Below are 12,158 nucleotides of genomic sequence, written 5' to 3' on the forward strand. Positions count from 1 at the left end.
TGGGTTTATTTCCTGAGGTTGTGCTCGGCCCAGCGAATGAAATCTTCTTTAGGCAGCGCCTTGCTGAAATACCAGCCCTGTCCGTACTGCACGCCGTGGCGATGCAACCATTCGAGCTGCCCTTCAGTTTCAATGCCTTCTGCGACCATCGCCAGCTTAAGCGATTTGGCCATTTCGATGATGTGGGGAGTCACGTTCTTATACTCCAGCGCGTCCACAAAGGATTTATCAATCTTCAGGGTATCGACATCAAGATCCTGCAAATAGCTCAGGCTGGAGTAACCCGTACCAAAATCATCAATGTAGATGGCATGCCCGGAGCGCCGAAACGCAGCGATGGCAGGGGCGCTGACGGCAGGATCGGCAAAGCCGCGCTCGGTCAATTCAAGGGCGATCTGGCGCGGGTGGACGCCCCATTTGTTGAGCAATTGACTCAGCAGGCGAGGCAGCTCGGGGGACGTTAAATCGGATGGTGCAAGGTTGACAGAAATGTGCAGTTCCGGGTGATGATGCAGCCAGGCACCTAAATCCTCAAACACCTTATTCACCACCAGCTGTGTCAGCGTTGAAATAAGCCCCGTCTGCTCCGCCAGGGGAACAAAGAGATTAGGCGACAGGTCACTGCCATCTGGCTGCGGCCAGCGCATCAGCGCTTCTGCACCCACCAGTTTTCCACTGCATAGCGCCACAATGGGCTGATAGTAAACCTCGATCTCCCGGTTGTTGATCGCGTCGATCAGCCGGTTACGCGGGGAAAGCAAACGGCGGAGGATGCGAAGCACAATAAGGGCTGCAACCAGGCTTATCAGTATGCCTGCCGGTAGCCAGATGATCAGCTGCTGATGCCAGGATGCCGCGAGCGGTTTTAACGATGCCCAGGCAATAACCGTAAGCCCCAGTTCTGGCACCGGTTTCAACACGTACATCGAGCCGTTGTATTGCACGCGCTTAACGTCCTGCTGCTCCTTAACGACAGAAAGAATATACGGGTCGAGAATATTGCTTCTGGCAAATATCCGATGGGTTTCGCTTCCCACCAGGGCGGCATCCATCGAAATGTCACCGAACGGGACAACATCCACAAGCGACGCCGGATCGACCATTACCAGATAATGTCCTTTCCCCAGAACGGCCATATAACGGTGAATGCCGAGGTCGTTTTGCGAGGTGAGCCACGCGCTATATCCGTCTGCGGTGATCCGCATCGGGGGCGGTAAGATCGCCGTATTACTGGATTGTTCCAGAGAGGAGCAGAGCGGCTTCTGGTTATCGATATACATCACTTCCTGAATATAGCGCCATGAGAACGCGACACGACGCATTTCGCGTAAGTGCGGAGGAGTGCAGGGCGGGGCGTTGAACAACTGTAGGTGCGTGAGCGCCTGTTTTGCCTGCGCAACGACTCTGTCGGTACGGATCAGGACGCGCGAGGCATATCTGTCCAGTGCATCCACAAATTTCGCCTCTGCCTGACGATGCGCCAGCCAGATACTGAGGCACACAGGGACCAGCACAGAGAAGATCAGTACGCCTGTCACCAGGCTGACCAGATGTCGGGTTCGCATGCTGCTGTATCCTTTCCATATGCCCGACCAGGGCATGGAGTTTGCGCGCCAGATGAAAAATTTTTTATCGCTAAATGATATAGTTATAGCATGTAACAGTCTCTGGCAGTATTTGAAAAAACCTTTCAAAAACAGGCTGTGCGTCACAGGGGTTGTTTTTGCAGCAAAGCTCAGATAGTATTTTGTTATGTTATAACAATACATGAAGGCCAGAGATGAAACCGAATATCCATCCAACCTATCGCACCGTTGTGTTTCACGACACCACGGCTAATGAATATTTTAAAGTTGGCTCAACGATTAAGACAGACCGTGAATTTGAGCTTGAGGGGAAAACGTATCCCTACGTTACTCTTGATGTCTCCTCTAAATCACATCCGTTTTATACCGGGAAGCAGAAGACCTTCTCGACGGATGGCAGCGCGGCACGCTTCCGCAAGCGTTTTGGTGGCTTTCTTGATGCGAAGCGAGGCTAATCATGCAGGTGCTTAACTCATTGCGCAGTGCAAAACAGCGTCACCCGGATTGCCAGATAGTCAAACGCAAGGGACGCTTATACGTGATTTGCAAATCTAACCCGCGCTTTAAGGCGGTGCAGGGGCGTAAAAAAAGACGCTAGACGCGCATTTCTCGCCAGCTTTCCAGGGATCTTTTCTGTTTGCCATCGACGGTAAAATTGTCGGTGGCAAGCCAGCTTTCAAACGCGCTCGCCAGCGCTGACCACTCTTTGTCGAGAATTGAAAACCAGTCGGTGTCCCGGTTTCGGCCTTTAATGACCAGCGCCTGGCGAAAACGCCCTTCAAACTGAAACCCAAGACGCAGGGCCGCTTTGCGAGAGGGTTCGTTCAGGCTGTTGCACTTCCATTCATAACGTCGGTAGCCCAGGGTATCGAACACGTACCGCATCAGCAGATACTGCGCTTCTGTCGACATGGGCGTGCGGCTTAACATTGACGAGAAGTGAACATGTCCCACTTCTACAACGCCGTTTTTAGGATCGATCCGCATAAGGGACAGCGTCCCGACAGGAGATTGGGTCTGGTTATCGATAACGCTAAAGTGGATGGGATCGGATAATTTGCTCACGCTCGCCACCCATTCGGCAAACTCCTCTGCGGTGGCATCGGGTTCACGCAGCAGCCACGTCCAGCTTCGGGTATCTCCGGCCAGGGAATACGCAGAGAACAACGCGTGGGCATGCTCCACGCGCAGCGGCTCAAGCCGACAATAGCGACCCTGAAGTACCACCCGGGACGGGTGAGGGCGAGGCTGCCAGTCGGCAAGGCTTTCCCCTACAGGTTGTCCAAACTCATTGAATACACTCATCTTTATTTCCACGATGTTGAAAAGATCTCCAGATTAGTGAATTACTGGTTCCTTAAAAAGAACCACCAGGCTATGTTTTGCTGGTACCACGAGGAGGTAAAGATGAATATACCGGGTGATGAGCTATACACCCTGCTCCATGCTGCGCTGAAAAAACGTGGGGAAGAAACGCTCCAGCGCGCGCTCTACCTTGCTTTGCGGGAGGCCATACTGTGCGGAAGGCTTCGGTCCGGCAGTCATTTGCCCGGCTCGCGAACGCTGGCGCAGCAGATCTCGGTGTCCCGAAACACTGTTAATGCGGCGCTGGACCAACTCACGCTCGAAGGTTATTTGCTGCGTAGCCGCCAGGGTACGCGGGTGGGGCAATTCGCTCATCGTACGATTGCCCGGACATTACCGGACCCGGACGTCAGGCTGACAAAACGTGTTGCCCTGCTGCCCGCGCCTGTGCCGCGCGACACTCCGGTGATGGCATTTACGCCAGGAACGCCTGCCATCAACTATTTCCCCTTGCCGCTGTGGCGGCGGTTATACGATCGCGTCCTGCGCGAGGAGGGGAGCGCCCTGTTAGGGTATGGTGACCCGGCCGGCGAGCCGACGCTACGGGCCGCCATTGCCCGCCATCTTGCGCTCTCCCGCGGCATTGACTGCGATGCCAGCCAGATTGTGATAACCGAAGGGGCACTGGAGGGCGTCAATCTGTGCACGATGCTGTTAAGCGAGCCGGGGGATGTCGCCTGGGTTGAAAATCCCGGCTATAGCGGCGCTAAAAGCGCTTTCGTCAAAACCGGCCTGGCGATGAGCGGCATACCGGTTGATGACGAGGGGATGTGCTGGGAAGGGCTGTGTGCGCCTTCACCCACGCTGATTTTTACCTCGCCATCGCATCAGTTCCCTTACGGAAGCGTGCTCAGCGCGCGGCGGCGTCTGGCGCTGCTGGAACTGGCCCGGCAGCACAGCGCGTGGATCATTGAGGACGATTACGACAGCGAATTCCGTTATGCCGGTGAGCCCGTACCGGCGATGCTGGGAATGGTCAACAATGCGCCCGTTGTGTATCTGGGGACGTTCAGCAAAACGCTGTTTCCGTCGCTCAGAATGGGGTTCATGGTATTACCGCCAGCGCTGGCGAAGGCAGCGCGTCCGGCCATCGGCTCGCTGCTGCGCGGCGGGCATCGCGCTGAACAGCGCACCCTGGCGCTATTTATTGAGGAAGGCCACTATGCGCGACATCTTGCCGCCATGCGCCGACTTTATCGTAAGCGATACCGCCAGCTGCGGGAGGTGCTAAGTGCAGAGCTTCATACGCCGCACCGTGTTCTTGCCGGAGAAGGAGGGATGCACCTGGCGCTGGCGATTGACGGTATCGACGACCAGCGGCTGGTGGAGCAGGCAAGAGCGTTTCAGCTGGCACCCGCTGCACTGAGCGGGTACTACCTTGAGACGACGCAGGGGCAAACCGGTCTGGTTTTAGGTTACGGCAATACCTCTGCTTCGCAGTTTGCGCCGGGTATTCGACGTCTTCAGGCGCTCATTACACAGCAGCGGGGCGGGAAAGGGTAAAGACATCATAAAAAGAGAGCTGGCCCTTGGTGAGGACCATTTTCTGCAACTTCTCTTTTTGCCCGGCTTCGACAGCCGGCGAGTGCAGGATGCTGTCGATCAGCTCCTTCGGCACGTAACGCGTGTTGTACCACTCCCCGTTGTAGCAGACGCGGAAATCGAGTACGTCGATATCTTCATACCGGTAACGCGGATTGACGTCGAAAAAGAAAAACGCGTTAAACACCACGAACAGCACAACCAGCAGCCAGACGGAATCGACCAGCGTTTCAGACTTCAGCATGACGATAAGCGTTGCCAGCCAGGCGGCGTACATGGCGACGAACAATCCGGGATGTTTGCGAATAAAGCTGATGCTAAAGCGCGGACGATTGTCGCGCTTTTCGCGGGTATTGAGCTCGTCGATGGTGGCGGTAAGCAGGCGCTGTATCTCTGTCATTTTTTGCCTTTATGATTGTTAAAAATACAGGTGATCTGCCTATTTTATGAGAGGGGTTTATGCGATGAAAGTAACAGTTATGCCAGGAAAAAGCATAACAGTTACTCAGGATGCGCTTAGATCATTTTAATGATTTTCGCCGGATTCCCGCCCACTACCGCATTGGCCGGCACGTCTTTGGTCACTACCGCGCCGGAAGCGATAACCGCATTATCGCCAATGGTCACGCCCGGATTAATCACCGCGCGTCCGCCGATCCAGACGTTATGGCCTATGGTGACCGATTTACCGTACTCCAGCCCGCTGTTACGTTCGGTCGCGTCCAGAGGATGCGTGGCCGTATAAATGTGCACCCCCGGTGCGAGCATACAGTTATCGCCAATGCGGATAGGGCAGACGTCCAGCATGACGCAGTCGAAGTTGGCGTAAAAATTGTTGCCCAGATAGATGTTATAGCCGTAGTCGCAGCGGAAGCTCGGCTCAATATAAGTGCCTTCGCTTTGACCCAGCAGGTCAGCTAATAAGGCGCGACGTTCGGCCTTCTCATCGGGTGCGGTATGGTTATAGCGGTGAACAATATGACGAGCGCGTAAACGGTCAGCCCTCAGCGTGTCATCGCCGGGGCGATAATATTCACCGGCAATCATCTTCTGTTTTTCTTCACTCATGGGAACCTCTCTGGAATCGTTTTACGTAGCGTAAAGAGGATTATCCAGAAAGGGAACGTTCCCTAAAAGTGGCTGTGACGGGAGTCACAACATTCTTGCGTATAAATACGTTTTATACGGGGACCTGGCGTTTGCACTTGAAGCGTAATACGAAAGGTAAATTCAGCTTAACAACGGGCGTAGTGCCTTAAAGTCTCTCTTCAACGACTAACGAACAAATTTCCATACCGAAGAGGGGATCTTGTCATAGAGTTTATTCATGGTCAGTTCAGCAAGACGATGGTCGGCAGCTGAATAAAATACCGCCAGTTCATTATCAGACAGCTCGTATTTATTTTTCTCAATAACACGTTCGAGCGTGTCAATTGACTGACAGCGTCGCAGGCGCATCAAATAATCGACTTTAGTTAATGGTTTATCAGACATAAAATTCACCTTAGTATTTGTAATAATTTTAACAGGAAAGACTAACCGGATTAGCTCTGCTGACATTCGTGAAGCAGCGAAATAGACGGTTTCCTGATTTACGCCATTTCTGCAAATCCTGTGCGTTAATGCCGTAGCTGCTGAACAACATAAAGGTGTCGTCCAGGTATTCATCAATTTGCTCTATCAACTTATTATCTTCATTGTACTTAATTTTATAATTAAGTGCGAAGGTTGCGATATGCTCGATCAGCTCATTAAGCTGTAAATTGATAGCAGACGTTGGATCGTTCACCCAGCCATGGTTACTTTCTTCAAGATTGGCAAGGCAGTCATGGTACAAGGATTCGCAGAGAAATTTCAACTGCGCGATATCATGCCTTTTTGGCGAGTACTCGTCCATAGCGCATCCCCTTCTGAGTGATTTTTTACTCACCGAACATCATGTCGGGATGGATACAACTTGCTTAGCCACACGGGAGCTGTGTTCCTGATAACTCTAACTATAAGCCACTCTGATCAGGATTTCACCGCGCTATTACGAAAAATTACAATTAAAACGTTTCCTTGCGAGCGCTTACGCAAATGTGACCTCAGACGCGAACACTTTTATCGAGAGAAACCCTTTTTTTAATCCGTTCCTTAAGATTCATTGAGTTAGCGCAATGTTTCATTTGAAGTCCGGATTCAGATGTCTTCGGCATTTACGATGGTTTAGGATTTGTCCGAATATTTTAGACGATGAATTGATATTAAAAGAATGCTGAATTCTACGATTAGCTTATCGGATTATTATGATAAGTCTTATCAGGACGGGTGAAAATAAATAAAACGACAATAAGACTATTTTATGAATTTTTCTGAAAATGAAAAAGGCCGCAAATGCGGCCTTTTTATCATGTGAAACCGGTATCAGTGATGTTCTACCGAATGATTGTGCTCCACATCTTCATTTTTGCGGCTAAAGCGGCGACGTACCACCACGAAGAACACCGGTACAAAGAAGATGGCGAGAACGGTCGCAGTGACCATACCACCCATTACACCGGTACCTACCGCGTTCTGTGCGCCGGAGCCTGCGCCTGAGCTGATAACCAGCGGCATAACGCCGAGGATAAACGCCAGGGACGTCATCAGGATTGGACGCAGACGCATACGAACGGCTTCAAGCGTTGCTTCAATCAGGCCTTTACCTTCTTTCTCCATCAGATCTTTGGCGAATTCGACGATAAGTATCGCGTTCTTCGCCGACAAGCCAATGGTTGTCAGCAGGCCCACCTGGAAGTAAACGTCGTTAGTCAGCCCTCGGAAGGTTGCGGCAAGCAGCGCACCGATAACCCCCAGCGGAACCACGAGCATAACGGAGAACGGAATCGACCAGCTCTCATACAATGCCGCCAGACACAGGAACACCACAATCAGTGAAATGGCGTACAGGGCAGGGGCCTGGTTACCGGACAGACGTTCCTGATAGGACATACCGGTCCAGTCGTAGCCAATACCCGCAGGCAGTTTGCTGGCCAACTCTTCCATCAGGTTCATGGCTTCACCGGTGCTTCGGCCCGGCGCCGCCTGACCGAGGATCTCCATCGATGGCAAGCCGTTATAACGCTCCAGACGCGGCGAACCGTATTCCCAGCGCGAAGTTGAGAAGGCGGAGAACGGCACCATCTGGCCATCGCTGCCGCGAACGTACCAGTTGTTGATATCGTTCGGCAGCATACGGTATTGCGCTTCGGACATGACGTACACTTTCTTCACGCGACCACGGTCGATGAAGTCGTTGACGTAGCTGCCACCCCAGGCTGCACCCAGCGTGGTATTGATGTCACTGATGGACACACCCAGCGCCTGTGCTTTTTCCTGGTCGATATCGATCTTGTACTGCGGCGTATCTTCCAGACCGTTAGGACGCACGCCCACCAGCAGGTCAGGGTGTTTAGCCACCTCGCCAAATAGCTGGTTACGCGCCTGAGTCAGTTTTTCGTGGCCCAGACCGCCCTGGTCAATCAGCTGGAAGTCGAAGCCGGTCGCCGTACCCAGTTCAACAATCGCTGGCAGGTTAAAGGCGAAGACCATCGCATCTTTAATCTGTGAGAAGGTACCCATGGCCCGGTTGGTAATGGCTTCAACTTTGTTCTCATCACCCGGGCGTTCGGACCAGTCTTTCAGAGAAACGAAGGCAATACCGGTGTTCTGACCACGACCCGCGAAGCCAAAGCCGTTAACCGCAAACACGGATTCGACGTTGTCTTTCTCTTTGGTCAGGAAGTAGTCGGTCATCTCATCCAGCACTTTTTGCGTACGTTCTTGCGTCGCACCCGCCGGAAGCTGAGCCATGCTCAGGAACACGCCCTGGTCTTCATCTGGCAGGAACGAGCTTGGCAGACGAACAAACAGGAAAGCCATGCCCACCACGATGATGATATAGAGCAGCAGATAACGACCGGTGCTGCGCAGGATGTTCCCCACGCTGTCGGTGTAGTGATGCGTACTCTTATCAAACATGCGGTTAAACCAGCCGAAGAACCCTTTGTGCTCGCCGTGGCCACCTTTCTTAATCGGCTTCAGCATGGTCGCACACAGGGCTGGCGTCAGGATCAGGGCTACCAGCACCGACAGCGCCATCGCGGAAACGATGGTAATAGAGAACTGACGGTAAATCGCACCGGTTGAACCCCCGAAGAAGGCCATCGGGATAAATACCGCAGACAGAACCATCGCGATACCGACCAGCGCGCCCTGGATCTGGCCCATTGATTTACGGGTTGCTTCCTTCGGCGGCAGGCCTTCTTCCGCCATCACACGCTCAACGTTTTCGACCACTACGATGGCGTCATCCACCAGCAGGCCGATGGCGAGCACCATCCCGAACATCGTCAGGGTGTTTATCGAATAGCCAAATATCGCCAGAACCGCGAAGGTGCCGAGCAGTACAACCGGCACGGCGATGGTTGGGATCAGCGTTGCGCGGAAGTTTTGCAGGAACAGGTACATTACCAGGAAGACGAGGATGATCGCCTCAACCAGGGTTTTTACCACTTCGTGAATCGAAATTTTAACGAACGGCGTGGTGTCATACGGGTAAACAATTTTCAGACCCGACGGGAAGAAAGGTTCCATCTTCTTCAGTTCTGCACGGATAGCCGTCGCGGTGTCCAGGGCGTTCGCCCCAGTCGCCAGTTTGATACCTAAACCGGAAGCCGGTTTACCGTTGAACTTCGCAATAACGTCGTAGTTCTCGCCACCCAGCTCCACTTTCGCCACGTCACGCAGGCGAACCTGCGAACCGTCCTGATTCACCTTCAGCAGAATTTTACTGAACTCATCCGCCGAGGTCAGACGCGTTTGCGCGATGATAGACGCGTTAAGCTGCTGGCCTTTCACCGGCGGCGTGCCGCCTAACTGACCGGCTGCAACCTGGGCGTTTTGCGCTTTAATTGCGCTGATCACGTCAACCGGGGTCAGCTGGAAGTTGTTCAGCTTATTCGGATCCATCCAGATACGCATCGCGTACTGTGAACCGAACAGCTGAACGTCACCCACACCAGACGTACGGCTGATGGCGTCCTTCATGTTGGCGCCCACGTAGTCGGAAATATCTTCCTGCGTCATGGTGCCATCGGTGTTAATCACGCCGACAACCATCAGGAAGCTACTGGACGATTTCTCGACGCTCACACCCTGTTGTTGCACTTCCTGCGGCAGCAGGGGCATCGCCAGCTGCAGTTTGTTCTGCACCTGAACCTGCGCAATGTCCGCATCCGTACCGGATTCAAAGGTCAGGGTAATCTGAACTGTACCGGTTGAGTCACTGTTTGAGGACATGTACATCAGGTTATCGATACCGTTCATGTTCTGTTCGATAACCTGCGTAACGGTGTCCTGCACCGTTTTGGCATCAGCGCCCGGGTAGGTTGCGGAGATCGTCACTGCCGGCGGCGCAATCGTTGGATATTGCGCAACAGGCAGCTTCAGGATCGCAAGTCCCCCGGCCAGCATGATGATAATGGCGATCACCCACGCAAATATGGGGCGATCGATAAAGAAATTAGGCATGTCTTAACGGCTCCTGTTTAAGTTAAGACTTGGTTTGTTCTGACTGGCCAGCGGCCGACGCTTGTTGTTTGTCGTCAGATTTCACTTCCTGAGCTTTGACCTGCGCGCCAGGACGAACTTTTTGCAAACCAGTAATAATCACGCGATCGCCATCTTTCAGACCTTCCGTTACCAGCCACTTGTCGCCAATCGCCTGCGTTGCAGTGATATTGCGTGTTTCGACTTTGTTATCGGCACCCACAACCAGCGCGCTCGCATCGCCGCGTGGCGTACGGGTCACACCTTGCTGCGGAACCAGAATGGCGCTTGGGTTAGTCCCTTCTTCAAGACGGGCGCGTACGAACATACCCGGCAGCAGGGTTTTATCCGGATTCGGGAAAATAGCCCGGATGGTGATAGAGCCGGTGGTCTGATCGACGGTCACATCAGAAAATTCCAGTGTGCCTGTCTGTGAGAACTTGATACCGTCGTTGGTAACCAGTTCAACTTTGGCTTTACCGTTTTCCTGTTTCAGTTGTCCGCTGGCAAGCTCCTGTTTGAGACGCAGGAAATCGTTGCTGGACTGTGTAACGTCAACGTAGATCGGGTCAAGCTGCTGCACGGTGGCCAGCGCGTTGGTTTGACCGTTCTGCACCAGCGCACCTTCGGTGACGGCTGATTTACCAATACGACCGCTGATAGGGGAGGTCACTTTGGTGTAGGCGAGGTTAATACGCGCGGTTTCTACCGCCGCTTTCGCCGCCACAACGGCTGCATTGGCTTGCTGTGCATCGGCCAGGGCAGAATCGTAATCCTGTTGGCTGATGTACTGCGTGCCGAGCAGTTTCTTGTAACGATTCAACGTCAGTTGCGAAATTTTGGCTGCCGCTTCTGCTTTCGCCAGATCGCCTTTAGCGCTCTCATAAGACGCCTGATAGGTTGCTGGATCAATCTGATAAAGAGACTCACCTGCTTTCACATCACCGCCTTCGGTGAAGTTACGTTTCAGGATGATACCGCTCACCTGCGGACGTACTTCTGCAATGCGATAGGCGCTGGTGCGGCCCGGTAGTTCTGTTGTCATCTGGAGAGGTTCGGATTTGAGCGTCACGACGCCAACTTCTGGCACCTGCTGAGCTCCTTGTTGAGCCTCTTTGTCGTCACATCCTGTAAGCGCTAAGCTGCCTGAGAGCATCAGAACGACCGCCAGAGGCGTTAACCCTCTGTTTTTGTTCATATGTAAACCTCGAGTGTCCGATTTCAAATTGATCAAGGGTCCTGAGTCTAAAAACCCATTGCTGCGTTTATATTATCGTCATGCTATGGTACATACATTCATAAATGTATGTAAATCTGACTCCTGTAAATTCATCAACGTATGGCACGAAAAACCAAACAACAAGCGCTGGAAACCCGACAACACATTCTGGATGTGGCAATGCGTTTGTTCTCACAGCAGGGTGTTTCGGCAACCTCGCTGGCGCAGATTGCTCAGGCCGCGGGCGTCACGCGGGGAGCGATTTACTGGCATTTTAAAGACAAGTCAGATCTGTTTGGTGAAATCTGGGAGCTTTCAGAGTCCAGCATCAGCGATCTTGAGAGTGAGTATCGGGCAAAATTCCCTCACGATCCACTCTCAGTATTAAGAGAAATATTAGTATATATCCTTGAAGCGACTGTTGTGGAAGAACGCCGACGTCTGATGATGGAAATCATCTTCCATAAATGTGAGTTTGTTGGCGAAATGGCGGTGGTTCAGCAGGCGCAGCGCGACCTGTGTCTGGAAAGCTACGATCGCATCGAGCAAGTTCTTAAGGAATGTATGCAGGCCGACATGCTTCCCGCTACGCTGTTAACGCGCCGGGCGGCGATCCTGATGCGCAGTTATATTTCCGGCCTGATGGAAAACTGGCTTTTCGCCCCGCAGTCGTTCGATCTGAAATCAGAGGCGCGCAGCTACGTCGCGATTTTCCTGGAGATGTGCCAGCTTTGCCCGACCCTTCGCAGCGAGGGAGCGCCGCTTACTGCCTGAATCTTTCCAGGAAATGTCTTAGAGGATTACCTTCCCGCTATTCTGCTTTAGCCGGGCGTGATATTCTTCACGCCCGACTATTTTCGGTCATTTCTCAGATC

At 52.9% G+C, this 12,158-nt stretch carries 12 protein-coding genes; 4 read left to right on the forward strand and 8 right to left on the reverse strand.

Going from position 1 to position 12,158, the window contains the following annotated elements; all coding sequences use genetic code 11:
- Positions 1–5: 5 nt before the first annotated feature.
- A complete protein-coding gene (locus C3451_RS13220) occupies positions 6–1,565 on the reverse strand; it encodes an EAL domain-containing protein (protein ID WP_045622297.1) in 1,560 nt (519 codons plus the stop codon).
- Between the two features lie 215 nt (positions 1,566–1,780).
- On the opposite strand from C3451_RS13220, the gene C3451_RS13225 reads away from it, so the two are divergent.
- Together C3451_RS13225 and ykgO are read left to right on the forward strand one after the other, a co-directional pair.
- Complete coding sequence (locus C3451_RS13225) at positions 1,781–2,041, forward strand: type B 50S ribosomal protein L31 (protein ID WP_124304323.1); 261 nt, start codon at positions 1,781–1,783, stop codon at positions 2,039–2,041.
- Between the two features lie 2 nt (positions 2,042–2,043).
- Complete coding sequence (gene ykgO / locus C3451_RS13230) at positions 2,044–2,184, forward strand: type B 50S ribosomal protein L36 (protein ID WP_003859006.1); 141 nt, start codon at positions 2,044–2,046, stop codon at positions 2,182–2,184.
- Here ykgO and C3451_RS13235 read toward each other — a convergent pair.
- On the reverse strand, positions 2,181–2,891 hold the full coding sequence (locus tag C3451_RS13235; protein WP_045622295.1) for a GNAT family protein: 711 nt from the start codon (positions 2,889–2,891) through the stop codon (positions 2,181–2,183). The genes ykgO and C3451_RS13235 overlap by 4 nt on opposite strands.
- Before the next feature lie 102 nt (positions 2,892–2,993).
- Here C3451_RS13235 and C3451_RS13240 point away from each other — a divergent pair, with 102 nt between their 5' ends.
- Positions 2,994–4,454, forward strand: coding sequence for a PLP-dependent aminotransferase family protein (locus C3451_RS13240; protein ID WP_023299463.1), 1,461 nt, complete (start codon positions 2,994–2,996; stop codon positions 4,452–4,454).
- On the opposite strand, the gene C3451_RS13245 is transcribed toward C3451_RS13240, so the two are convergent.
- The 6 genes from C3451_RS13245 to acrA all read right to left on the reverse strand — a co-directional run bounded on the left by C3451_RS13245 (position 4,426) and on the right by acrA (position 11,262).
- A complete protein-coding gene (locus C3451_RS13245; RefSeq protein ID WP_045622293.1) occupies positions 4,426–4,893 on the reverse strand; it encodes a YlaC family protein in 468 nt (155 codons plus the stop codon). The genes C3451_RS13240 and C3451_RS13245 overlap by 29 nt on opposite strands.
- 116 nt (positions 4,894–5,009) lie before the next feature.
- Complete coding sequence (maa, locus tag C3451_RS13250; protein ID WP_045622291.1) at positions 5,010–5,561, reverse strand: maltose O-acetyltransferase; 552 nt, start codon at positions 5,559–5,561, stop codon at positions 5,010–5,012.
- A 207-nt stretch (positions 5,562–5,768) separates the two neighbouring features.
- Positions 5,769–5,987: an HHA domain-containing protein gene (locus tag C3451_RS13255; protein WP_015571250.1), complete on the reverse strand. Its 219-nt coding sequence runs from the start codon at positions 5,985–5,987 to the stop codon at positions 5,769–5,771.
- A gap of 28 nt (positions 5,988–6,015) precedes the next feature.
- Positions 6,016–6,390 (reverse strand): Hha toxicity modulator TomB, encoded by a 375-nt coding sequence (gene tomB / locus C3451_RS13260; protein ID WP_006809850.1) that lies wholly within the window; start codon positions 6,388–6,390, stop codon positions 6,016–6,018.
- A gap of 509 nt (positions 6,391–6,899) precedes the next feature.
- The gene (gene acrB / locus C3451_RS13265) at positions 6,900–10,046 is read right to left on the reverse strand and encodes a multidrug efflux RND transporter permease subunit AcrB (protein ID WP_023299464.1); all 3,147 of its coding nucleotides are present in this window, start codon (positions 10,044–10,046) and stop codon (positions 6,900–6,902) included.
- Between the two features lie 22 nt (positions 10,047–10,068).
- Positions 10,069–11,262 carry a multidrug efflux RND transporter periplasmic adaptor subunit AcrA gene (gene acrA, locus C3451_RS13270; RefSeq protein WP_022647272.1) on the reverse strand — a complete coding sequence of 398 codons (1,194 nt, stop codon included), beginning with the start codon at positions 11,260–11,262 and terminating at the stop codon, positions 10,069–10,071.
- Between the two features lie 141 nt (positions 11,263–11,403).
- Between acrA and acrR the strand changes: the two genes are divergently transcribed.
- On the forward strand, positions 11,404–12,057 hold the full coding sequence (acrR, locus tag C3451_RS13275; protein WP_032624732.1) for a multidrug efflux transporter transcriptional repressor AcrR: 654 nt from the start codon (positions 11,404–11,406) through the stop codon (positions 12,055–12,057).
- Positions 12,058–12,158: the final 101 nt, after the last annotated feature.

This window comes from Enterobacter sp. 301B (assembly GCF_003850715.1).
GTDB lineage: Bacteria > Pseudomonadota > Gammaproteobacteria > Enterobacterales > Enterobacteriaceae > Enterobacter > Enterobacter intestinihominis.